Genomic DNA, 24,812 nt, shown 5'->3' on the forward strand with positions numbered 1-24,812 from the left:
GGTTTATGCTTTTATTAATGATACAGGTTTTCCTTGTTGACGCTTGCTTTCATCAGCTGCTTCTATAAATGCGCAAATTTCTAAGGTCTCTTCCGATGATACAGGAGGCGTTCCAGTTTCGAAGAACGTAATGATCTCTTCCAATAATGAGTCATAGCCTCTAAATTGACCTAATGTTGTATTTCCTTTTTCGCCGAAGACTGTACCGCCATAATCATGTTTTCCAACACGCAGTCCACGGAATGTACCAATGCGGCCATCATTCCATTTACCAACGACTACGTCCGTACCCTCTGTATGCACACGAGTAACCGACTCACAGCCTGTTCCCATCAATGCGAACAGAATCTCAATGCCATGGATACCGTACCAGAAGAAATCTGGGTGATTCGGTTCTAATGCCGCCGGACTAAACGTATCGGCACCTAACACTTTACCAATGCTTCCCGATTTCACTTCTTTCACTTTCTCCATAAAACGTAGAGAGGAAGTTGAAAAGACAGGTACTTGATATTGTTTCGCTAAATCAAATATCTGTTTAGCGTCTTTATAAGAAGCAGCAATTGGCTTATCGATAAATAAAGTTTTTTTGGCTTTGATTACCGGAATTGCCTGCTCTAAGTGAACTCGTCCATCATTACTTTCCAATAAGACAACATCCACTTTTTTCAATAAGGCCTGGATATCTTTTACGATTTCCACACCATATTTTTTCACTTCTTCGATGTATTTAGGAACGCGTTCAATAGAGGATGGAATATCCTTACTACCTTGAGCAACAGCTGCCACCACTTTGTACCCTTTAAATTTAGGGTCAGGATTTTCACCATTTAATGATTTGGTAAATGCCGTCGCGTGCGAAGTATCTAAACCAATAATTCCGACTCTTTTTCCCTTCTGTGAGGTAGACAGATGTTCAAAAAAATTAGTTTGAGGACCGAGCATCCCGATTCCAAGTGAGGCCATGGCTGTAGTTTTTATGAAACCTCTTCTGCTAACATCATTTTTCATAGCTATTTAAGTTTAAGGTATTTCTGTTCAAAATTCGTTCAAGGGTCTGGATCGCAAAAATTAAATGTCTTGGATGATGATAATTTTCTATCCTTTTTCCTTCCTCTTGGTTATTCATCTGCCGATTTCCATTGATCTTCCAAGGTCGATATGGCAGGTTTTGATTTATGAAATGTTCTTGTAGATACCTCAAGGTTTTGTTGAAGTATTGCCAAGCCCATTCGTCTTTATGCTCCTCAATCAATATAAGGCAGCCTACGAGCACTTCTTCCTGTGCCCAAAGGACTTTGTCAAGAAGAAATCGGTTCTCTTTAACATGATCTATTCCATGAAAGAAACCACCGAAGATTCGATCGTTCGCTACTTCGACATGATGTTTAAACCGCGTTGCCGCAAGATCGAACAACTGCTGATCATCTCGACGTTTCGCCTCCTCCATAATCATCCAAAGCGTCTCAATAGCATGACCGATATAGACAAACTGCGTTAATTGCTCATCAAGACCATTTTTAGACTTACTTGCCAGTTCAGGCATTAGATTTATTTCACTATCGTAATGTTGATGAATTAAGGCATCTAGACAACTATCTGCAATTTGCGAAATATTTTCATCCGATTTGATTGATAACAAACTTGTTGCTAAATGCAAAAAGATCATATAATGACCTAATATTTCTTCCGCAGCTGTATAATCTGCCGACGGTGAATATTCTAATAGATAGCGATAATCTTCAGATTGATATAGTTGAAAAGCGTGAAGCATAATCTCCTTCGCTTTAGCCCATGCGTTATCATCCCCTGAGGCCTCAGCATAACCGACTAAAGCTTCTGCTACAAATAAATTTCCATAGATATCGCCTTCGCGTTCTTGCAGATCCTTACCCAGGATATCATAGGACCAAGGCCAAAAACGAGCATCTTTTTCTTTGGTTTTAAATAATAAGCCGAGCGTCTGCTTGGCACGTTGTAAATAGAGCGGATTTGGTTCTATATGTTTATAGAGATAAGAATATATCCAAGTACCCCGAGCGTCATACCATGTTCTTTTATTTGTTGAAAGTTGCTTTCCGCGATAGGTACTATTCCAAAAATAGCCCCCATTCTCTCGGTCATAAATGTAGTTATCAATGAATGGCAGATACTCCTCGAACAGATACGTTTTATATTGTTCAAGTAGTTTTACGAGCTCGTCATTCGAATAACTTGGAATACTCTCTGTTAAGTCCTCTTTCATAGTCCTTATCTATTCTTCATTTATAGCGTCCAACAATGCTTCAGTTTTCTCTGGCACTTCATCTTTTGCAATGAATGCATAGCCGATATATAGGGTTAACGACATAATCAATGGTCCTGCTAATTCAACGGCAAGTCCAGTTCCGCCGATCACTTTTAATACGATAAATGTCAGTAATCCGCCGATGATTGAAAGCAATGCAGCGGTGCTTCCACTGCGTTTAAAGTATGGTAATAATCCTAAGATCATCGGAATTGATATTGGGCCTAAAAGCGCTGCAAACCAGGATATAATTAATCCAATTACGCCTCCAAATGTTTGTGCATTAAAGGCTATAAAAATGGTTAAAAGGATAAACGTAAAAGTTGTAATACGAGCGACCAACAACATTTTTTTCTTATCGAATTCGTTTATTCGTTTAAGCATTACAGGTAAAATATCTCTTGTTATAACAGATGAAATTGTATTGGCATCCGATGAAGTCATCGACAAGGTTGTCGAAAACAGCGACGCCACTAATAGGCCTAACAATCCTGGTGGCAAAAATTGCATCGCCATTAACGAATATGATGTTTCTGGTCTTTCAAGATTTGGAAAGAAAATAGGCGCTGCAAACATCGGAAAGAAGAGGATTAACGGCCATACGAGATATAAAATCGCTGATAAGATCGCTGCTTTTTTTGCGTCTTTTCCAGATGGCGATGATATAAATCTCGTTGCTAGATTCCATGTTCCGCCACTATAGCTAAAGAAATTTATGACCAAAAATGCCATGGCAAAGCCTACTGTATAGGGTGAATTGAACCAGTTGCTATGCTCAGCCGGCAGTCGATCCCACATCGTGAACACACCAGCTGCGCCATCACCTAAATGCATTAGTACAACGACAAACATCACGAGTCCAGATGCAACTTGGATTAAGAATGACATGAAGTCATTTAAGACATCCGCCCATAGGCCCCCTAAGGTTACATAGAATAAAGTAACTACGCCGGAAAGAATAATACCTGTAACAATAGGGATTCCCATGAAAGCGTTTAAGAGGATTCCGACAGCGGCCCACTTGGCCCCAACGTCGAACAACTTGACAATAACCCCGCACCATGCCATGAGTTGTTGCACTGGCAGATTATATCTCGTTGCTAAATATTCTGTTGGCGATTGTATTCCTGTTTTAGCACGTAGTCGCGCCCAACGTGGAGCAATAAATACGATGGTTCCGATCATGGCAATTGCGATCGTAAATGCCCACCATACGTACATCACAAATCCATGCGTGTATGCAATCGAGGCGTAGGCCACAAAGACAGCACCACTATATCCAGACACATGATGCGAAATTCCAGAGAGCCACCAAGGAAGCTTACCTCCTGCTGTAAAAAAATCAGCAGAGGAATTTACTTTGAAATAACTGTATACACCAATACCTATGAGGAGAATGAAAAATACGACAATGATGACATAATCAATGGTCTGCATATGGCTTAGAATAATTTAAATTATAATTGTAGTTAAGTACATTAATGATGCTTCATTGTGTACGTACCCGAATATATGATTTATTTGAAACCTTTGCAAGATATTTTTGAATTTATTTTTAAATTTACATTGGCTTCGTTCTACAATATAAGGAATAGAAAGCTCATCTACAAGACTGAAAATCAGAAAAATACGAAAGACCATGAGCCAAATAGAAACTAGACTAACGCAGGAATTTAACATTATAGAAAAAGTAGTGCAATGGCGAAGACACCTTCATCAGCATCCTGAGCTTTCATTTGAAGAGAAAGCGACGACTACTTATATTGGTTCAGTCTTGTCAGAGATTGGAATCCCTTTCGAACAGGTATCTCCTACTGGCCTTATCGGGTACATACGCGGAAATGGAAAGTCAGAAAAAAGCATCGCTTTACGGGCAGATATTGATGCCTTGCCGATCACTGAAGATAACAAACACGACTATGTTTCCTTAAACCCGGGAGTAATGCATGCTTGTGGTCATGACTTCCACTCGTCTAACCTATTAGGTGTGGCTTATCTATTAAATGAAATCAAACACACGTTGGATGGAAATGTTGTTTTAATTTTTCAAGCGGCAGAGGAACGTATTCCTGGAGGTGCTTCGGCTATTATTGCGTCTGGAATATTGGATCGCTATCAGGTTCAAAAAGTCATTGGTCAGCATGTCTCTCCTCAGCTTCCATTGGGAACTTTCGGATTTAAATCCGACTATGCGATGGCGTCAAGTGATGAGCTTTACATCGATATTTCGGGTCGTGGAGGTCATGGCGCACAACCGCAATTGAACTTAGACCCTGTCATAATTTCTGCTCAGTTGTTAGTTGGTTTGCAACAAGTCGTTTCAAGATATGCGGATCCGCGAATCCCATCTGTTTTATCATTCGGTAAAGTAATTGCAAATGGGGCTGCGAATGTCATCCCGGACAGTGTACACTTAGCTGGAACCTTTCGAACTACAGACGAGACATGGCGCGCAAAAGCATTAGAAAAGATAGAAAATCTGATCATTCAAACTGTGAATGCTTATGGGGCATCTGCTAAAATTGAAATCAAGAGAGGTTATCCTGCACTCTTTAATGATCCTACGCTTACCACGACCTTGCAAAGTCTGGCTGCTAAATTATACGGATCTGAGCACAGCATTTCTGTACCCACTTGGATGGCATCGGAAGATTTTGCTTACTATGCACAAAAATATCCTTCTTTATTTTATTTTGTAGGGACTCGAAATGAAGAGAAAGGAATTGTATCGGAATTACATACATCAACCTTTGATATTGATGAGACGATCTATGAGCGATCGGTAGAATTTATGTTTAAAGGAGCAGTTTCCGTTTTACAAAATTTGTAATCAGGAAACTGCATTTATAAACAATTACTAAATATTATCTTTACTTAGGAACGCTTTAACAAAAGCGTCATCATTTAGCTCTGGATAGCTTGCGTATATCCGTGATATTTCATCGGCTTGTCCTTCAGAAAGTACTTCATCTGGATTCAAACACCAAATTCCTTTCAGTAATCCCTGACGTCTTAAGACCTCATGAATTCCTGGGATACAACCATGAAAATCATGAGCTGGGTCGAAGAATGCAGCATTACTATCTGTAACTTTGATCCCTTTACTTAATAAAGCATTTAAATGATGATAATCTTTCGACGCCTTTGCTTGCTTTACTTGACTTAAAAGATCTACTGCTTTTCTTGTCCAAACTGCCCAATGACCAAGTAGTCCACCGCGAAACTCTACGGTTTTAGTCGTTCCATCAACTTGGAAATCATAGGTTGTCAATAAATCAGCGACGATATTATCGTCATTGCCTGTATACATGGCAACATCATCAATTCGCGATGAACTTGCTAATGCGCGCATCACATCTAGTGTTTGATATCTATTAAACGACGCACATTTAATTGCTTCGACGCCTTCAATTTCAACAAATTCTTGCCAGAACTTATAAGAAAATATACGCCCTCCTACAGATGGTTGGAGATAAAATCCAAATACTGGAATAACTTGTGCAACTTTACGAACGCGATCTAAAATTGCTTCTTCCGTCCATCCTTGTAGTCCACCCATACTAAGTAAACCGATATGGTAACCTAGTTTAGCTGCTATCTCCGCTTCTTCCAAAGCTTGTTCCGTTGGTCCACAAATGCCCGCGATTTTTAAAAAAGGACGATCTAAATTCACTTTTTCAATCTCTTCGGCAGCCAGTTCCAATACTATTTTAAATAAGTTGATATTCGGATCACGGATCTCAAACTGTGTAGAGTGAACTGCTACCGCAACACCCCCAGCACCCGATTCCATATAATATCTCGTTAAACGACGCTGGCTTGCCTCATCTAAGGTGCGATCTTCATTCAAGGCTAATGGATGCGCCGGAAAAACCTGACCTTCTAATAAAAACTTCTTTAAATCTTGTGAAAGCTTCTTCATTAAAACTGTCCTCCTCTTTCTTGAAAATGTGTTGGCTTTCCGAACTCATCTCCTCCGTTTTGTATCCAAGCAGCATTCAGCTCAATCACTTCTCTGATTGTTACTTTTGGATAACCAAATAGACGATGACATTCAGATGCATTGTTCAATAAAGCAGAACCCTCAGCTTCGAATTCAAATTTTGCTTCCTTACCGAAGATCTTTGCAAATTCTTTCGCAACCCATTTTGTCGATAACGTTTCCGGTCCTGTTACGTTTAATACTTTAGCCGGTGCTTCACAGTGTAGTAAGGAACGAATAGCAATTTCATTCGCATCACCCTGCCAAATTACATTCACATTTTCGGTACGTAAATCAATTGGTTTTCCATTCCATACAGATTTGCCAATTTCCATAATCACACCATAGCGGAAATCTACAGCATAATTTAAACGATAGATAAGCATCTCCGTTTGGTTTTTCTTAGCGAAATATTGAAAAACACGCTCTCTACCCAAACAAGACTGTGCATACTCACCGATTGGTGCAGGAGTTGCATCTTCATCAACGCCACCTTCATTTAACTTCACAAATGGAAGCACATTTCCTGATGAGAATGCTACGATTTTCGAATCTTTAAATTTCTCCGAAACCCGACCTGGCAAATAAGTATTCATCGCCCATGTGAAATCCTCATTGCCTACCGTTCCGAACTTATGTCCCGCTAAGTAAATTACATTAGCAACGTTCGGAAGATTGAATAATTCTGCATCATTTAATAGATCGCAAGCGATCGCAACGATTCCGCTTTCCTCTACTTGACTTTTTGCCTTTGGATCAGAGAAACGAGATACGCCATAAACTTTGTTCTCTTTTCCCGCTAATTTCAATGCATCAACTAAAAGTTTACCCATGCTCACACCCATCTTCCCAGCAATCCCCAACAACATGATATCGCCTTCAATCTGTTTCACGTCTTCAACTAATTCTCTAGAAGGAATAGCATACTTTTCTTCCAATTTTTTTAAATCCATAATAACTATTTATGATAATACTAATACTTTAAAATTCAATACTGCTAGTCCGATTACTAACAGGATACCCAATAGACCAACAATTTTTTGAAACAAGTTATTCTTATGCTCTCCCATTATATCTTCACTGTTGGCAATCCAATAAATTGCAATTCCAGTAAATGGAACAAGGAAGATGGTAACACTTTGCGCAAGCACAATAAGTTCCAACGGAAGGCTACTGAATAGCAAGGATATAATCGCTCCGAAAACCATAACAACCGCTATCAAAATCTTCACGTAGTTATTGTTCAAGTTTCCTTTCAAACCTAATGCATCGCCTAACATAGATCCCCCTAAGGTGGCATTTCCAATTAACGATGAGAACGAAGCTCCAAATAGTCCAATTAAGAATAGCAGACTTGCTTTCGATCCAAATAAGGGTTCCAAGGCCATCGCCATCTCTGAAGCGGAGTTTACTTTCATACCTTTGGTATGTAAAACTGACGCAGCACAGATTAGCACAACAGCACTCATAAGACCAAGGATTAAAATACCGATGGTACTACTTAATTGAGCATGTTTGTCTTCACTATTCCCTTCAGGATTTGATTTACGTTTCTCTTGTACTAAGTAAGATTGATAGAACGCGCCTACTAATGAAAAACAAGAAGCTATGAATGCGACGATTAATCCGGTCGATCCTGTTGGAATGTGCGGAACTAAACCATCTGCAATATGATTTAAAGAAGGTTGAATTAATATTAGGGTTACCAGAAAGCTGATTAACATTAGAATTACCAATCCAAGCATCACTTTCTCCAAGACTTGGTAAAATGATCGGAAGAAAAGTAATAGGATACCCGCAAGGTTAAACACGACAATCCAAATCTTTGCATCTGTACCTGTCGCTTCACCCATCGCAATTCCAACTCCTGTAGAGTTCCCCGCCTGGAATGAAATGGCCACTAAGAATATACCTGCACCAATAAAAACACTTCCAAATTTTCCAATTTTCTTACGAATTAAAGTAAGCAGCGAATCCGTGTTGTATTGGCCAATTCTAGCACTCATATTGGTAAAAATGAGCATGAAGAAAATCGCCAAAAAGATTACCCAGATGAGTTCAAACCCGTAATCTGCGCCCATTTTCGAAGTGATCGTCATTTTACTAGGACCAAACACTAAAGCAGCAGTTACGATCCCCGGACCTAAGATTGATAGGCCTTTTAATAACCAGTTTTTATTCATTTTATTTAGTTAATTTCTAAGTGCTTTAACAGCTTTAGGAGTTGTGGTTTTCTTATCTCCAAAGCTTTTCGATACATAGTTAATAATCTCCGCAAGTTCAACATCTTTCAAGAACTTGAAACTCGCCATATTTTGTTCATAACGAACGCCTTTGATTGTTTGCTTGTCTGTTGTTCCTTCAAGTAGAAGCTTAGTGAATGCAGGGAGGTCTTTAATTTTCGTTGAATTCAACAACGGAGGAAATGTCTTTTCTACCCCTTTTCCATCTTCTCTATGGCAGGAAGCACAATAATTCTTGAATAGAACCAAACCATTCTGTTTTTCGGAAGTCGCGATGGCAACATCCTCCTGTAGGAATTCTTTTGGCTGTTCCTTGCTCGCTCGAATGCGTAAGATTCTATCGTCATTTTCTTTCGGGAATCCTGGTTGAGGATTCCAATCTCTATTGCTCGTGGACAGCAAAATATCACCATTTGGAAGCACTAATACCGCACGCATACGACCAAAATGCTTTCCGAAATAAATATGCTCCTCCTTGATAGTGTGCTGATCCGAATTTAAGTTCAACACGCGAAATGTCTGACTTTTGAGCGTCACTAATAAGAGAGCATTCTTCCATGCTGCAATTTGATCATGATTATAATAAGCCATTCCTGCAGGAGCGATTACGGGCGTCCACGATTTAATCGGTTCAGTCATTTTGGTCTTCGATACGATCGCTAGTTCTTCATCTGTATCATGCATGCCCTCAATTAGAGGCCAACCATAGTTGTGCAACGGTCTAACCCAGTTTACTTCATCTTCAATCGCATCGCCATGTTCAGCAGTAAATAAATTGGCATCCTTATCGAAGGTCATACCTTGAATATTTCTGAATCCCCAAGCATATACTAAGCTATTTGGAATAGGATTATCTGTCGGCACCGATCCATCAAGGTTCATGCGTAAAACTTTACCATTTAACGTTGTTGAATCTTGAGCCATTTTATTGTCAGCAACGTCACCTGTTGCCCAATACAGTATATTCTTTTCATCAATTAATAATCGAGAACCATTGTGTCCGCTTGCGCCAGCAACAGTTAAAATTTCCTTACGATTAATAAGTTCTGAGCCTGTGTATTGATATCGGATCAGCGTCGAAACAAGTATTGAATCTTGCTTCTTCGTGTAGTTGATAAATACAAAAGGATCATCCTTTGTATTTTTCTGAATAGCGATATCTAATAATCCAGGTGTGGTACGGGTGTAAACATCCGTCAAGTCTAACAATGTCCGAAGCTCGCCAGTGGACAGATTTAACTCTTTCACTTTACCTTTAATTTCGGTAAAAAGGACTTTATTATCGACGTAATCCATTCCCCATGGTACGTCAAGCCCCTGAGCTACAGTACTAACTTCCAAAAAGCCTTGCCCAGCTTTTAGATATTCTACTGGCACCTCTTGAACCTTAAAATCTCCAGTTGATTGTTGACATCCAGTAATCAAGAATGTACAACACAATAAAAAAATAAAAATAGATTTAGGTTGATATATCATTATAAGTATCCGTTTTTCAATTGATCGGCGGCATAATCAACTGCACGAGCTGTTAACGCCATAAAGGTCAACGAAGGATTTTGATTTCCTACGCTTGACATACATGCACCATCGGTGACAAAGACATTTTTGCAATGGTGAAGCTGATTGTATTTATTCAATAGCGAGTCTTTCGGATCATTTCCCATACGTACTCCGCCGACGTCATGAACTTCAAGTCCAGGCTGGCGTCCAAAAGCAATATGTTGATCCAGTTTATTTATGTTTTTACATCCTGCCTTTTCTAAAATAGAAGACCCTTCGACGAAGAAATCTTCCATCATCGCAACATCATTATCTGAATAACCAATCGACGTAATAAGCTGTGGCAAGCCATATTTATCTTTTTTGTCGCTACTTAAGCGGACATGGTTTTCGTGGATTGGCACAACCTCTCCTTGCATCATCATTGATATTTTCCATGCTCCCGGCTCCAATATTGCTTCCTTGAACTCCGCACCCAAAGTGTTCAGGCCAGGATTTCTACTCCATCCTTCTCGACTTGCGGAAAAGGCAATTAGATAAGATCCTTTGAATTTCTCTGCATCGCTGTGAATGTTTTTAAATGCCGGAATAAATACTTGAGTAGGTCGGCGACCATAATAATAGGAATCTTCAAAACCATCGATATCCGCAGTTAACCTTCCTCGATAATTATGAAAGGCGATGTATCGCCCCAACAAGCCATTGTCATTTCCTAAGCCATTCGGAAAGCGCTCAGATTTTGAATTCAAGAGTATTAAATTAGAATTCAGCGTTGCCGCATTGACAAAAATTACTTTTGCTTTATATTGTTTCTTTTCTTTTGTATTAGCATCAATAACCTGAACACCTTCTGCTTTCCCAGTTTCTTTATTATATAGAATAGATTCAGCGATGGTATCCGTGATAATCGTAAGATTACCGGTCTTTTGAGAATAAGGAATCGTTGAGGAATTTGAACTAAAATAACCTCCGAATGGACAGCCTCTTTCACACATTGATCTCGACATACACTGCCCCCGCCCCTGCTTTTTCTGTTCTTCTTTCAAAGCAGCTAAATTCGCACAGCGTCCAATTATGGCTTTTCGATCTGTAAAATTCTCATCAATCGATGCAGCGATAGCTTTTTCAACTTGATTCATTTCAAATGCGCCTACAACTTCTGAATCAGGCATATTTTCAATCCCATCCTTGTTTCCTGAAATTCCTACAAACTTCTCAACATGGGAATACCAAGGCGCTAAATCGGCATAACGAATGGGCCAGTCGACGCCATAGTCATATTTCTTAGGGCCCGAAAATTCATAGTCGCTCCAACGTTGTGTCTGTCTTGCCCATAGTAAAGATTTCCCACCTACTTGAAACCCTCGAATCCAATCAAAAGGCTTCTCCTGAATATACTCTTGATCTTCATCTTTGATATAGAAATGCTTGGTTGCCTCTCCGTAGGCATAATGTTTACTGATAAGCTTGTTTGCGGAAGTGTCTGCCAGTGTTTTCTGTCCGCGGTGTTCAAATTGCCAAGGGTCTAAGTTCGCAGTTGGATAGTCTTGAATATGTTTTACCATGCGGCCTCGCTCGATTAGAAGCGTTTTAAAGCCTTTCTCGGTAAATTCTTTGACTGCCCATCCTCCACTAATTCCTGAGCCAATAACTATTACATCAAATTCGCTGTTTAGGTTCATGTCGTTTATTTAAGGTCTTAGATAATAACGATTCCATTGTCGTTATTGTGTTTTTCGCTATTAAATCTAAACATTTTATCGCCCTTACTTCAAGAAATATTCAAAAAACAGGTTCGCTTGCCTATTCGATTCGGCATTCGGAGAATGCTCTTTTCTGTTCGTCATTGCTACTCTATTTTTAAATCCTAATAATTTATTTAATCTTATGGTATGATTTAAAGGTTCCCATCGTTCTACAGGATCCGAAGAACCTCCGGAAACTAAAAACGGTCGTGGCGCCATTAAAGCATGTAGTTCATGTAAATCTTGTTTCGACTCCATCAGTGTGGGATACAATCCTTTCGCTCCCTCAATTAACCCTGTTTTCCGCCAAGCATTTTCCCAGGGCGGAGGGTAATAACCCAAATACCATGGTTCCCAATAATTGACACCCGAGCCTTTATTTTCATCGAATACAATCCCTGGATCAGACCATACAGCACAAGCAAATTTATCGAACAAACAGGACGCAAACATCGCCCATTTCCCGCCATAAGAATGCCCCATAATACCAATCTTCGTGTCGTCAATTTCCTTGTGGTTTGCAAGGACATACCAAGCATTCGCAGCAGCATACGCTAAAGCCGAAAGCGGTTGAATTTGCGCATTATTTATAGATGGATAATAAAGTGAATATGTCTTATTATTGGTGGTCTCGGTCGTACCGATTGACAGGGTAATAAAACCTCGCTTACAAAGCTGTAAGGCAAAATCACGATCTTCTTTTCCTTTTCCAATAGCCGTTTCAGGTTCATAGAATACTGTTAAAACAGCGGGCTTTTTACCTTTAATGTTCGGAACGAGCAAATATCCTTTTGTTTCTTGATTTGGCAACCAATTGAAAGCAACTACATACTCTGTATATCCTTCACGCTGCGTACTATCAATATATTTGAGCTTTTGATCTGACATTAATTCAGGCCATTGTCCCATTTGCTGCATCCATTTCGAACGGATTTTATTCGATTGCTGTTTCCAAGCCGACATGGTTCGAATAGCTTTCCCCTCCTCATCGATAAGGAAAGATTTATAGTCACCATATTGCTCCTTATAGGCAAAAGGAGGTTGAAAATAGGTGCTGATTTCGGACCAAATTACCTTTTTATCAAGCCGCTCCTGCGCGTAAGTAGTCGATATGACACTAAACACGAGTAGCTTTAATAAACAGAAGAATAAAATCGATGTCCTCATTTTAAATGTTTCTGAAAGAAATCAAAGGAAGGTGGAGAGCTGGCACTAACCACCACCTTTGATATTCAAACCTATATTAAACGAAAATCTTTACCATCCAGGGTTTTGAGTTAATTTATCATTTAAGACAATCTCACTTTCTGGAATAGACGTTAAATAATCTCTACCTAATTTGAATCCATATCCAGTCGGTACTGCTTTTTGATAAGGATCTAAGAATCCATTTTGATCAACTGAAAATGGATTTGTTGCGATTTGGCTTGCTAAGAAACCTTTTGGTCGTTTTCCGACAATCAGCTCATCTGCCGCCGCCCAACGAGCGATATCATCCCAACGGAATCCCTCACCTACTAATTCGATACGACGCTCACGTCGGATTTCATTCAACAATGGTGAAAGTGTTGGAAAATCCCATTTCGGATCATTTGGAATACTACCAACTAGAAGGTTAGGCATTCCTGCTCTATCTCTTAGCGGTTTAATTGTTTTATCGATGTCAGCTTGTGTTGCCGAGCCCAATTCTGCTTTCGCTTCGATATAATTCAACAATACCTCGGCGTATCGAAACAATATCGATGGTGTTTCTTCATATTGCTGAACATGATAAATAACATGCGGATCATATCCTTTCTGAATGACATAGCCACTAGGTGATTCCAAATCTGCTTTAGAATTTAAAGTGTTATAGACAACAGACCAATTTTGAGAAGTTCCATTTGCGGCAATTTTCCAGACTTGATCTGGTGTAGCAATCGTCTGTCTAAGTCTTGGATCACGATTTTCAAACTCCTGGCTAATCGTTGTATATCCTCCAAAAAGGCTATTCCCAGTTATTGGTCTCCCATCTGTGCATAAATATTGATCTACTGTCTCTTTAGCCATTGATCGACCTGTTGGCTGCGCCATTCTAAAGTTTCGGTCGTTGGTGAAGTCTGCATCTCCTCGCGATAGATCATTATCATAGCGACGCCAGAATAGCACTTCAGGGTTACCTGTGTAATCACGCTTGGTGAACAAATCATAATAGTCAGTAGTTGGCTTTCCTGTATTGTATGTGCTATATAGTCCTGAGTTCATTAAATCTCCCGCGGCTTTAACGGCAATTTCAAAATACTTGTTAGGATTTGCATTTTGAACACCGAAAGGCGTACCGTTGTGATATTTTTGCCATGAACCCTCATATAATGCTACTCGACTTTGAACCAAAAGTGCCATCCATTTATTGACTCTAGAGTATCCATTTGTTTTATCAGCACTCAAATACATTACTGCCGTATCTAAGCAACCTAAAATCCTGTCAGCAACGATGTTACGAGCTGTACGTGAACTATATAGCTCAGGTGAAGTTGTACCATAAACTACGTCAACCCAAGGAATATCCCCATATGTTTTCAAAAAACTGAAATAAGTTAAGGCTTTGAAAAAATAGGCCTCTCCAACATATTGCTTGTAGGTGTCGAAGTTATGTTTTCCTTCAAGTTTTTTGTATTCGGTTAGAAAGTAGTTTAGACTCCTCACGTTACCAAACCCAATTGTACCCGTGGTTGTCACTGTTCTCGTACCTTGAAGTCGAATGTCTGGAACAGATGCGACCATATTGTCACTGTTATAATCACCTCCATGATTTGGATATTTAGGAAAAAAAGAAGCATTATAATATTGATTCATATAGATCTCTAAGTCCAAAGGCTTGGTGAAGTAACTGTCTGCTCCAACTTCATCGAGTGGCTGACGTTCTAAAAAGTCGTCGTTACAGGATAGCAAAGTCACAAAACCTGCTATCATAATTGTATATCGTGTTATTAAGTTTTTCATAGTTGTCATTACTTTAAGGTTACGTTTAAACCGAATGATAATGTCTTACTCATTGGATAAATGACACCACTAGTCAAATAACCACCTTCTCTGTTGTCGGATGCTACAGCGGTTTCCGGATCGAATACTTTTGGTAAACTAGAAAAGGTTAATAAGTTCTCGCCAGAGAAATACACTCTAGCTCTGCTGAAGAATTTCCCCGAAACTGACTCTGGAAATGTATATCCAACTTGAACATTCTTTAGGCGTATATACCCTGCATTCAAGACATATTTGCTTTGTGGAAGTCGGTTCTTATTCGTTTCTGCGGTGAAATATGGCTTAGGTAAATAAGCATCTGTATTTGGACCTAATATATTCGACTCATCTGCTGGTCGCCAGTAATCTAGCGCCGGTGAGTTTTTGTACAATCCCGAATTTCCCCAAGCGTTTGTCATACCCCAAAATAAAGGCGTTGTACTTTCTGGAGAAAAATCTCTTTTAGCAACTCCCTGCCAGAACATGTTGAAATCTATCCCTTTCCAGTTCATGCCTGCCGTGATTCCATAATTATAGCGTGGACTCGCATTACCAATGACTTTTAAATCGCCAAGATCATTTAATGTTCTACTTCCATCGTTAATCACACCGTCATTATTAATATCAGCATATTTAATGTCTCCAGGTCCCCATTTCGTATGATACTTAGATTGATCGGCCATTGCTTCCCCTTGGGTCTGGATAATTCCGTCAGTCTCAAATCCCCAAATCTCTCCATACTCCTTACCCTCATACCATGTATCAACGCGCCCAACAACATTTAAATATTCAAGGATCTTGGTGCGACTGTCTCCGAAAGTAGCCTTAATGTTATATCCAATTCCATTATCCAAATGATCATTCCAGGTTGCTACTAATTCAAATCCTTTTGTAGACAATTTAGCATTGTTTGTTCTAGGTGTTGTAGCCCCTAAAGTAAATGGAAGCTCTGATGCTGGTCCAAGCATTTTGTCAGTCACTCGATTGTACCAATCAAATGAAAAACCTAATCTGGAATTCAACAAAGACATGTCTATACCTAAGTTCATTGTTGTTATGGTTTCCCACGTAATTTGGTCGGAGATGATCCCAGGAATTCTCGACGATTGAGGACGCGATTCATTAATAATCCAGTCCAACTCCGGAACAATTGGAATTCGAGAAACAAATAGGTAATTCGTTATATTTTGATTTCCTAGCGCCCCGTAAGAAGCCCGGATCTTCAAATTATTGATTTTGTCTCGGATTGGATCCCAAAAAGCTTCTTTCGAAACAAAATATCCTACAGAAGCAGATGGGAAGAATGCAAAACGAATATCTTTTGGAAATTTCGAAGAACCATTATAACGCCCCGCTAATTCAACTAAATATTTTTCTTGGAAATTGTAGTTTAATCGACCGAATGCACCGCGAGTCGACCAATGACTCATATTATCGTCGGCAATAATTCCGCCCAATGAAGTTGAAATGGATGGATAATCTTCAACAACAGGCGATGTACCAGTTGCTGTTAGCCCTGAACTTATGCTTTCTTCTTGCTCAAATCCAACCATTCCTTTAAAATAATGATCATCCAATTGCTTTTCATAAGACGTCACGGCATTTAGAACCTTATAAGTATATTCCGCGAATCCAGACGTATATGACGCTTGCGGTTTACCAATATTACCAAATGCCCCGTTTCCAAGCTCTACCATCACTGGCTTTGGATTGGTACTCAACTTCGTATTTTTGATATTGTAATTATAATTTACTGAAGTGACCCAACCCTTAATCGGTTCAAACTCACCTCCAATGATTGCAAGGAAGTCATTGTTTGATTTCTTGTCTCGACCTGAATCTTGCAGTAATCGAACTAATGGACTTTGAATAGTTCCGTTGATATTATGATAAGGCATCATTGGAGCAAACATCAACATTTCACGAAATGTATGCTCTCTCCCTACTGTGGTTTCCCCCATTGGATAATCAGTGGCGGTGTTTGCCCATTTAAGGCTAGAGTTTATTTTAAACCAATCGGTAACCTGAGTGGATACATTGGACATTAAATTATAGCGCTTGAAGAAATCATTTCCAAAAGCATATGTTCCATTTTGCTTGTTATATCCTGCAGAAAGAAAATATTGTGTCTTTTCGCTTCCACCAGAAACGTTAATATTGTGCTTCTGACTAAAAGAATTATTACCCATTAAAATATGCGGCCAATCATTGTTTGCATTACCGTTTCTCCTCCCGGCGAAAACATTATCAATTGGATTGTCTGGATCGTATTCGTATGGAAATGTTCCGTCTAAATACCCTTTTATACGCGCCATTTGCTCATCGTTATAAACAGCAGTCAAGCCTGCATTTGCATTCGCTTGATTGTATGCCGTAGCCCAGGTATAGGAATCGATAAAACTTGGGAGTCTTAATGGCGACGAAGTTGAAAGGTTGTTTGAGTAATCAAATTTTGCTCCCTGCTCCATTTTACCCTTTTTCGTTGTAATTAATACAACGCCAAATGGTGCTCTAGACCCATAGACTGCCGAGGCAGACGCATCTTTCAAAATCGAAATATTCTCAACGGTTTCAGGATCAATTGCATTTAGATCCATCTCGACACCATCAACAAGCACTAAAGGAGCACTTGAACCAGCAATGGATCCAGCCCCGCGTATATTCCAAGAACTACCTGCTCCGGGTTCTCCCCCCCGCATACCCATTCCTATATTTACGTTTGGCGAAGCTCCTTTTATTAAATCTGCCACGTTAGTTGCAGGTCGATCGGCTAATTGCTTACTACTAATGACGTCAACAGACGCAGTTAATTGCCCTTTTCTCTGCGTTCCATAGCCAACGACAACGACTTCATCAAGATCCGTCGCATCGTCCAACAGCGTAACGTTTAAGGTTGTTCGACCATTGATTGCTGTTTTTAATTTTGTGAAACCAACGAATGAAAAGCTGAGGGAATCGTTTAATGAATTTACTTCAAGTCTAAATGCACCTTTGTCATCTGTTTGAGTCTCCCCACTCGAACCGATATTGGCAACACTTACTCCCATCAATGGGATTCCTTGAGTATTTCGAACTGTTCCAGAAACGAAACTCTTACTCTGGGCGCTAGCAGTCACCTCAAATAATATGAGGCAAACCATCAGCATTAAGGTTCTAATTGATATCATAATTGTATTTAATTTGGTTATTGATTCGCAATTAGTTTCAAAGAATTGAAGGATTTCCTTCTGGTTCTTTAAGATTCCGTTAACGTTTACAGTCTATACGACAAGACTAGCTTTTTCACTTTTCAGCACTTATGTTTCTTGTTAAAAAATATTTTTCTAAATGGTATTTAGGGTTATGATTGATGCCAATATAAGCGAAATGTAAATTGCTTACAAGAAATATCTCTAAAATTTTCTATCTTTCAGACTAAATATCAGAATTTCAAATGATTTTACAGGAGTATACCGGTGTACGTTAACGGTAAATGTAACAAAGTAAATCTTTTCCTGATAAACTCTTTCGAAAAAGGACTATATTAGCCCTCAATCGATTAAATTATGCTGCAAAACCAAGCTCTAGAAATCCGCTAGCGCTATGGGAACCTAAAGATAAATACAAATGACACAGAAGAATTATGGATTTGCCATTATTGGAACAGGTGCTATTGCTAACATTCACGCACGGGCAATAGAAGCTATTCCAAATGCTCAACTAATTGCGGTTTATAATAGAACGTTATCAAAAGCTGAAGAGTTTGCTAAAGCAAATCAATGTCTATCCTACAATTCCGTTGAGGAGCTACTGCAAAACCCAAGCATCGATATCATCTGTATCTGCACAGCATCGGGAGCTCATATGGAAATTGCTGAGCAATCCATTATCGCTGGAAAGCACTGCCTCATTGAAAAACCTTTAGAGATAACGCTTGAACGATGTGATCGTATAATCAATATTGCAAAACAAAAGGATATTCAAGTAGGTACCATTTTTCCCACGCGATTCTATCCAAATAGTAAAAAAATCAAAGACAAGATTAACGAAGGAGATTTTGGTGAATTAGTCATCGGTTCTGCATATGTAAAATGGCATCGTAGCGCTGCATATTATCAATCTGCCGCTTGGCGAGGTACTTGGCAGTTGGACGGCGGAGGCGCGCTGATGAATCAGGGAATTCATGCTGTCGATATACTTTTATGGTACATGGGACCAGTAGCACATGTAACTGCAATTACCGCTAATAGAATTCATCAGGAGATTGAAGTGGAGGATACTGTCGTTGCTCAAATCCAATTTAAGAATGGTGCATTAGGAACTATCGAATGTACAACGGCTGCTTATCCAGGCACAGCTAAACGAGTGGAAATCGTTGGAACCAAAGGATCAGCCACTTTAGAAGAAAACAGCTTGACGCTTTGGGATTTCCAAGATGAAAACAAGGATGATTCAAATCAAATCAGTGAATCTATCTCTGGTGGTGTGAGCGATCCAATGGCCATTGGTCATTATGGCCACCAACTACAAATAGAAGATTTTATTGAAGCATTAGAATTAGGTAGAAAACCTTTTATAGATGATATAGAAGGTCGCATGTCCGTAGAGCTTATTTGTGCAATCTACCAAAGTGCAAAAGAAGAAAGACGTATTTATTTATAGTGAAACGCGATCTTTAGCTAGAACAGCACATGAATGCAGAAATAAATATAAATCAACTCATTACATCGCTCCAACAAGGCGATGTAAAAGCATTTGATCAACTTTATTTTCATTTCGCTCCGATTTTATACAACCGTATTTTTAAGATTGTTAAGAATCCAGAAAACGTTGAGGAAATACTTCAAGAGGTTTTTCTTAAAATCTGGAATATACGTGAAAAACTGGAGGTTGAGCGAGGCGTTACGACATTATTGTACCGCATCGCCGACAATCTAGCGATAGATTATTTTAGAAAAGCTTGTCGTGATAAAGCACTACAGGATGAATTATGGGCCTCTTCTGTTGGTTTCTATTTACATACCGATCAAAGCCTTTATGAAAAAGAAAAATCGAAGATTCTCGATGAGGCAATTCAACTTTTATCTCCGAAAAGAAAAGAAATATTGAGGCTCTGCAATATTGAGAATAAGAGTTACAGAGAAGTGGCGACTCTATTGGGTATTTCCGTATCGACCGTAAGTAATCAACTAGTAAGTGCCATGAAAGACATTAAGAATTATATACAATCCAACTATAAGAACGAACTCCTCATACTCGTTCTCAGTTTTTTTATTTAAAAAATAATAAAACTCCAATAGTGTATTCATTGCACTCGTACGTATATAAAGATAATTAAGCAACCAAAACTTAGATTATCTAGATGAAAAATGCGAACGAAGAAAGGATACAAGTCCTTTTGAATCAATACATAGAAGAAAAGCTATCCAAAGAAGAATTTCAGGAAATGTCGGATTTATTAAATCAATGCGACGATGCTACATTCAAAATCTATGTCGCTAAGATGCTTGATCAAAGTAAATCTACTTTGCCGGACGAATTTGTAAGAAACAGAATATCATCAGTACATGCGAAGTTAAAGTCGAGCCTTCTAGTAGAAGAAAAACCTGTTAGAAAAATCAAACCTTTCTGGTATTGGACTGCCGCCGCTTCGATACTTCTCCTCGGCTTCTTTACTTTTCAAAATTCAGAGCAAATAAACAAAACCTATGTGAGCAAGGTTGCTCCACTGACCGATATTGACCCCGGAAATAATAAAGCAAGTATTATCATTGATGGAGAAGAATATGCGTTAAAGGAAGGAGAAAACGGACTCGTCATCAAGGACAATCATATCAATTATGACGATGGAAAAATAGCACTTTCAAATATTCATCCTAACAAAAGCATTAAGATCGTCACTCCATACGGAGGTCAATACAATTTAGTGCTATCTGATGGGACGAAAGTATGGCTCAATGCCGGAAGTGAATTAAGTTATCGATCTGATTACGGTAAAACAAACAGAGAGATCCAATTGACTGGAGAGGCATATTTTGAAGTTCATAAAAATCAAAACCTTCCGTTTATAGTGCATAGTCGCAAGCAAGAAATACGGGTATTGGGAACAGAATTTAATATCAATGCCTATTCTGACGAACAATTAATTAAGACCACACTAAAAGAAGGTTCACTTCGTGTCACTGCGAATCAGAAGCAAACCACCCTGAAGCCGAATCAACAAGCCCAATTTAATGGGAATTCAAATACACTACTAACGAAGGAGGTTGACGCTGAAGCTGCAATCGCTTGGAAAAATGGAATCATTGATCTCCACGGGATGAGCTTAAAAGAATGCATGCGCAATATTAGTCGATGGTACGATGTAGAAATTGTATATCAAAACGAAATTCCAGAAATAGAACTAGGCGGCAGAATGAGTAGAGGATTGAAGTTGTCTACTTTTCAGAAATTCTTGCAGAACAATTTCCAAATAACGACCCAATTAACAAATGACCGACGACTATTAGTCAACTATACAAACTAATCGATAAACCAAATTTATTACCTAAAGAAAGAATAATGAAAACGATACTAAATCCACCGTAACACGGAACAAATACTAGCAAGAAAGGGAGATGTTGACGCATCTCCCCGAAATAATGTCTAGTCAAATCATTGGGAACAATAACCAAACTTAAAACATTATAGATTACAATATTATGAAAAACTATCAAGGATTGAAAAATCCTTATCCAATTCATGTTGTCAATACTTTTCTTTCACGTATTCGATATCAAATTATGATTTTTAAAACCTTATGTGTCTTCCTATTGATCGGAAGTATTCAATTACAGGCAAAATCATTTTCACAACAGCTTTCCTACAAAATGAAAGCTGCAAAAATTGAAAATGCGTTTAAATACATTGAAAATAAAACAGATTATGTTGTTTTATACGACCTCAGGGACGTAAAACACATAAAACCGGTCGATATTAACATCAGCAATGCTAATATTTCGCAATTTTTAAGCGTCTTATTAAAAGGCCTACCCTACAATTTCACCATCGAAGATAAAACGATACTGATCAACAAAGTGAATAAGCCTGTCGTTAAATCGGTAAAATTAGCTGAAGACGTTGCGAATAACATCAACATACAACAAACCCTCCGTGGTCTAGTAAAATCTACTGATGGCACTCCATTAGAAGGCGTTAGTATTATTGATTTAAAAACAAAACAAGGGACAGGAACAACAGCATCTGGCTCATTTGAATTGACGATTAGCTCCTTCCCTACCACTATTCGCTTCTCACAGATCGGATACGCGCCAGTTGAGCGACAAGTGACTTCCGCTAGTGAGCCATTGAATGTAGCCTTACAGGCAGCCGTAAGTGATCTTGATGAAGTAGTCGTAGTCGGATATGGAACCCAGAAAAAAGTAAATCTTACAGGGGCAGTTGCAGTCGTAAAGAGCGAGCAACTTACAAAACAACCCGTAGGCCAAGCATCAACAGCGTTACAGGGAGCTGCTCCAGGACTGACCGTAACACAAGCTTCAGGGCAACCTGGTAGAGATATGGGTAGTTTGCGAATCCGCGGAATTGGTACATTGGGAAACTCAAACCCGCTAGTCCTAATCGATGGAGTTGAAGGAAATATCAATAATGTGAACACCAATGATATTGAAAATATCTCTGTTTTAAAAGATGCGTCTTCTGCGGCAATTTATGGATCTAGAGCAGCAAATGGAGTGATTTTAGTGACAACCAAACGTGCGAAAAACGAAGGCGTCACCGTGGATTACAACAATTATGCTGGCTGGCAGAACCCAACGGAGATGACTAAAATGGTAAATGGGCTTGATCATATGAACTTATTGAACGAGGCGTACACCAATACGGGAAAGAGTCCGATCTTCACCGAGCAAATGATCAAAGATTACGTTGCTGGCATGGAAAGCAATCCAGATCGATTCCCCAATACCGATTGGCAAGGCTTAACAATGAAGGATAACGCCTTCATGCAAAACCATTATATCGCGGCTCAAGGCGGATCAGAAAAAGTTAAAGTTCTAGGTTCTCTTGGTTACTTCGATCAAGGCGGTATCCTAGAAAATACAAAATTTCGCCGTTACAATTTCCGCTTAAATAGTGACCTTCAAATTTCACAAAAACTTAGCGCAGCAATTGATTTCTTCTTCACTAAATCTGAAATGAAAGAGCCTGCTGTAGGAACCAATTCTGTATTCCATTGGATGCGTCGGATCCCAGCTAATCAGGCAGGTATTCTTTCCAATGGCCAATATGGTGAAGGTTGGAATGGCGACAACTCCATCGCCAAAGCACGTGATGGAGGCTTGAATTTAGTAAATCCAATGAACTCGGTTTTCAATATCGATTTGAAATACAAACCTATTGATGGCATGACCGTGAACCTCGTTTATTCTCCGAAATACGAAGTCAGTCATGACAAACAATTCATCAATAGTATCCAAACGTATTACTGGAATGGCGACAAAGCATATTTAAATCCACAAAGAAATAGCTTAACAGAAAGCTATAGCCAGTATTGGTACAATAACCTTCGCGCTGTGGTATCTTATCAAAAAACATTGGCTTCTGACCATAATTTCAATGTAATGGCCGGTTTTCAACAAGAAGATCAAACAGACAACACACTTTCTGGCTATCGTGAGATCTTTTTGATTCCAGAACTGCAGGAGCTGAATGCCGGAAATCAAGAAAACAATCTAGCGAGAGGTACATCTTCACAATGGTCTCTACGTTCTGTTTTTGGACGATTAAATTATGATTTCAAAGGAAAATACTTGTTCGAAGCGAATGCCAGATACGATGGTTCATCACGTTTTGCGGTCGGCAATAAATATTCATTCTTTCCATCATTCTCTGCTGGATGGAGAATCAGTCAAGAGTCATTTATGCAACCCCTAAACGATGTTGTTACTGAAATGAAGTTTCGTGGATCTTGGGGTAAATTGGGTAACCAAAATATTGGTGGCCTTTACTCCTTCGCTTCCTATTTCAATATCGGAGCTAACAATTATGCTTTTGGAGAAAACATCAATACAGGTGCAGCATTGTCAACAATGGCCAACCCTGCATTACGTTGGGAATCTACCGACGTAAGTAATATAGGACTTGATTTAACCCTATGGAGAAACTTAAGCATTACAGCCGATTACTACCATAGAAAGACTTCCGACATTCTCCTTCAACTAGATATCGCGAAAATCTTAGGTTATACTTATCCTCCTTATCAAAACGCAGGTGTTGTTGAAAATAAAGGATGGGATGTTTCGGTAGCTTATAACAATGCTATTGGCGACTTTAAATACAATGTTGCCGTCAATCTTTCAGATGTTAAAAACAAAGTCTTAGATATGCGTGGTGTGATGCGTACCGGACTAACGGTCAATCATGAAGGTCACCCGATTGGTTCTCTTTACGGTTACCAAGCAATTGGCTATTTCACAAGTGCGGAAGATGTTGCAAACTCGCCAAAACAAATTGGAAATATTGCCGCTGGTGATATCAAATACCAAGATCAAAATGGCGATGGAAAGATTGATGCAGCTGATGAAATTATTATGGGAAGTCCGATTCCACGTTATACTTATAGCGCAAACTTAGGCGCTTCCTATCATGGATTCGATATAGCACTATTCTTCCAAGGTGTCGCTAAAGCAGATGGCTATCTATTTGGACAAGGAATTATGCCTTTCTATCAAGGTGGTACTGTACAAGAACAGCATAAAGACCGTTGGACGCCAGAAAACACCAACGCTGCTTTTCCACGCTATGCTTTCAACGAGAATAACAATATCCAAAATTCAACCTTCTGGATGAAAAATGCTGCCTATCTACGTTTGAAGAACATTACGATAGGATACAATGTTCCACTTCAGTCATCAGCATCTATGCCCCTACGTGCGCTTCGCGTGTTTGCTTCCGGACAAAACCTGTTCACGAAAACAAACTTCTGGGAAGGGTATGATCCAGAAGGTCCAATTGGAACCGGTGGATGGTATCCGCAAATGAAAGTCTACAGTTTTGGATTGAGTGCCAAGTTTTAA

The 24,812-nt window shown here is 39.2% G+C and carries 16 protein-coding genes; 5 read left to right on the top strand and 11 right to left on the bottom strand.

Annotation, left to right across the window (positions count from 1 at the left end):
• Positions 1-3 precede the first annotated feature (3 nt).
• The 3 genes from GFH32_RS12495 to GFH32_RS12505 are packed head-to-tail and all read right to left on the bottom strand — an operon-like array spanning position 4 to position 3,724.
• Positions 4-1,011 (bottom strand): Gfo/Idh/MocA family protein, encoded by a 1,008-nt coding sequence (locus tag GFH32_RS12495; RefSeq protein ID WP_153511918.1) that lies wholly within the window; start codon positions 1,009-1,011, stop codon positions 4-6.
• Positions 1,001-2,245: an AGE family epimerase/isomerase gene (locus GFH32_RS12500; protein WP_153511919.1), complete on the bottom strand. Its 1,245-nt coding sequence runs from the start codon at positions 2,243-2,245 to the stop codon at positions 1,001-1,003. The genes GFH32_RS12495 and GFH32_RS12500 overlap by 11 nt, the downstream gene beginning before the upstream one ends.
• Positions 2,246-2,254: 9 nt before the next feature.
• The gene (locus GFH32_RS12505) at positions 2,255-3,724 is read right to left on the bottom strand and encodes a sodium:solute symporter family protein (RefSeq protein WP_153511920.1); all 1,470 of its coding nucleotides are present in this window, start codon (positions 3,722-3,724) and stop codon (positions 2,255-2,257) included.
• Between the two features lie 202 nt (positions 3,725-3,926).
• Here GFH32_RS12505 and GFH32_RS12510 point away from each other — a divergent pair, with 202 nt between their 5' ends.
• A complete protein-coding gene (locus tag GFH32_RS12510) occupies positions 3,927-5,117 on the top strand; it encodes a M20 metallopeptidase family protein (protein ID WP_153511921.1) in 1,191 nt (396 codons plus the stop codon).
• Between the two features lie 27 nt (positions 5,118-5,144).
• Here GFH32_RS12510 and GFH32_RS12515 read toward each other — a convergent pair whose 3' ends face one another.
• The 8 genes from GFH32_RS12515 to GFH32_RS12550 all read right to left on the bottom strand — a co-directional run bounded on the left by GFH32_RS12515 (position 5,145) and on the right by GFH32_RS12550 (position 17,924).
• Positions 5,145-6,209 carry a dihydrodipicolinate synthase family protein gene (locus tag GFH32_RS12515; RefSeq protein WP_153511922.1) on the bottom strand — a complete coding sequence of 355 codons (1,065 nt, stop codon included), beginning with the start codon at positions 6,207-6,209 and terminating at the stop codon, positions 5,145-5,147.
• The gene (locus GFH32_RS12520; RefSeq protein ID WP_153511923.1) at positions 6,209-7,222 is read right to left on the bottom strand and encodes an NAD-dependent epimerase/dehydratase family protein; all 1,014 of its coding nucleotides are present in this window, start codon (positions 7,220-7,222) and stop codon (positions 6,209-6,211) included. The genes GFH32_RS12515 and GFH32_RS12520 overlap by 1 nt, the downstream gene beginning before the upstream one ends.
• A 9-nt stretch (positions 7,223-7,231) precedes the next feature.
• A complete protein-coding gene (locus tag GFH32_RS12525; protein WP_153511924.1) occupies positions 7,232-8,452 on the bottom strand; it encodes an Nramp family divalent metal transporter in 1,221 nt (406 codons plus the stop codon).
• Between the two features lie 9 nt (positions 8,453-8,461).
• Positions 8,462-9,988, bottom strand: a complete 1,527-nt coding sequence (locus GFH32_RS12530; RefSeq protein WP_153511925.1) for a PQQ-dependent sugar dehydrogenase — start codon at positions 9,986-9,988, stop codon at positions 8,462-8,464.
• The gene (locus tag GFH32_RS12535; protein WP_153511926.1) at positions 9,988-11,694 is read right to left on the bottom strand and encodes a GMC oxidoreductase; all 1,707 of its coding nucleotides are present in this window, start codon (positions 11,692-11,694) and stop codon (positions 9,988-9,990) included. The genes GFH32_RS12530 and GFH32_RS12535 overlap by 1 nt, the downstream gene beginning before the upstream one ends.
• Positions 11,695-11,778: 84 nt before the next feature.
• On the bottom strand, positions 11,779-12,924 hold the full coding sequence (locus tag GFH32_RS12540; RefSeq protein ID WP_153511927.1) for a prolyl oligopeptidase family serine peptidase: 1,146 nt from the start codon (positions 12,922-12,924) through the stop codon (positions 11,779-11,781).
• 90 nt (positions 12,925-13,014) lie between these two features.
• On the bottom strand, positions 13,015-14,739 hold the full coding sequence (locus tag GFH32_RS12545; protein WP_228384130.1) for a RagB/SusD family nutrient uptake outer membrane protein: 1,725 nt from the start codon (positions 14,737-14,739) through the stop codon (positions 13,015-13,017).
• 8 nt (positions 14,740-14,747) lie between these two features.
• Positions 14,748-17,924 carry a SusC/RagA family TonB-linked outer membrane protein gene (locus GFH32_RS12550; RefSeq protein ID WP_153511929.1) on the bottom strand — a complete coding sequence of 1,059 codons (3,177 nt, stop codon included), beginning with the start codon at positions 17,922-17,924 and terminating at the stop codon, positions 14,748-14,750.
• A gap of 439 nt (positions 17,925-18,363) precedes the next feature.
• On the opposite strand from GFH32_RS12550, the gene GFH32_RS12555 reads away from it, so the two are divergent.
• From GFH32_RS12555 to GFH32_RS12570, 4 genes are all read left to right on the top strand, one after another.
• On the top strand, positions 18,364-19,398 hold the full coding sequence (locus GFH32_RS12555) for a Gfo/Idh/MocA family protein (protein WP_153511930.1): 1,035 nt from the start codon (positions 18,364-18,366) through the stop codon (positions 19,396-19,398).
• A 29-nt stretch (positions 19,399-19,427) separates the two neighbouring features.
• Positions 19,428-20,015: an RNA polymerase sigma factor gene (locus GFH32_RS12560; RefSeq protein WP_153511931.1), complete on the top strand. Its 588-nt coding sequence runs from the start codon at positions 19,428-19,430 to the stop codon at positions 20,013-20,015.
• 83 nt (positions 20,016-20,098) lie between these two features.
• Entirely contained in the window at positions 20,099-21,262 is a 1,164-nt protein-coding gene (locus GFH32_RS12565; RefSeq protein ID WP_153511932.1) for a FecR family protein, read from the top strand.
• Positions 21,263-21,437: 175 nt separating this feature from the next.
• A complete protein-coding gene (locus tag GFH32_RS12570; RefSeq protein ID WP_153511933.1) occupies positions 21,438-24,812 on the top strand; it encodes a TonB-dependent receptor in 3,375 nt (1,124 codons plus the stop codon).

The sequence above is a fragment of the Sphingobacteruim zhuxiongii genome (assembly GCF_009557615.1).
Classification (GTDB): domain Bacteria; phylum Bacteroidota; class Bacteroidia; order Sphingobacteriales; family Sphingobacteriaceae; genus Sphingobacterium; species Sphingobacterium zhuxiongii.

Bases quoted from the DNA above. Each gene is read 5' to 3' on its own strand.
- GFH32_RS12495 (WP_153511918.1), bottom strand. From the start codon at position 1,011: ATGAAAAATGATGTTAGCAGAAGAGGTTTCATAAAAACTACAGCCATG.
- GFH32_RS12500 (WP_153511919.1), bottom strand. From the start codon at position 2,245: ATGAAAGAGGACTTAACAGAGAGTATTCCAAGTTATTCGAATGACGAG.
- GFH32_RS12505 (WP_153511920.1), bottom strand. From the start codon at position 3,724: ATGCAGACCATTGATTATGTCATCATTGTCGTATTTTTCATTCTCCTC.
- GFH32_RS12510 (WP_153511921.1), top strand. From the start codon at position 3,927: ATGAGCCAAATAGAAACTAGACTAACGCAGGAATTTAACATTATAGAA.
- GFH32_RS12515 (WP_153511922.1), bottom strand. From the start codon at position 6,209: ATGAAGAAGCTTTCACAAGATTTAAAGAAGTTTTTATTAGAAGGTCAG.
- GFH32_RS12520 (WP_153511923.1), bottom strand. From the start codon at position 7,222: ATGGATTTAAAAAAATTGGAAGAAAAGTATGCTATTCCTTCTAGAGAA.
- GFH32_RS12525 (WP_153511924.1), bottom strand. From the start codon at position 8,452: ATGAATAAAAACTGGTTATTAAAAGGCCTATCAATCTTAGGTCCGGGG.
- GFH32_RS12530 (WP_153511925.1), bottom strand. From the start codon at position 9,988: ATGATATATCAACCTAAATCTATTTTTATTTTTTTATTGTGTTGTACA.
- GFH32_RS12535 (WP_153511926.1), bottom strand. From the start codon at position 11,694: ATGAACCTAAACAGCGAATTTGATGTAATAGTTATTGGCTCAGGAATT.
- GFH32_RS12540 (WP_153511927.1), bottom strand. From the start codon at position 12,924: ATGAGGACATCGATTTTATTCTTCTGTTTATTAAAGCTACTCGTGTTT.
- GFH32_RS12545 (WP_228384130.1), bottom strand. From the start codon at position 14,739: ATGAAAAACTTAATAACACGATATACAATTATGATAGCAGGTTTTGTG.
- GFH32_RS12550 (WP_153511929.1), bottom strand. From the start codon at position 17,924: ATGATATCAATTAGAACCTTAATGCTGATGGTTTGCCTCATATTATTT.
- GFH32_RS12555 (WP_153511930.1), top strand. From the start codon at position 18,364: ATGACACAGAAGAATTATGGATTTGCCATTATTGGAACAGGTGCTATT.
- GFH32_RS12560 (WP_153511931.1), top strand. From the start codon at position 19,428: ATGAATGCAGAAATAAATATAAATCAACTCATTACATCGCTCCAACAA.
- GFH32_RS12565 (WP_153511932.1), top strand. From the start codon at position 20,099: ATGAAAAATGCGAACGAAGAAAGGATACAAGTCCTTTTGAATCAATAC.
- GFH32_RS12570 (WP_153511933.1), top strand. From the start codon at position 21,438: ATGAAAAACTATCAAGGATTGAAAAATCCTTATCCAATTCATGTTGTC.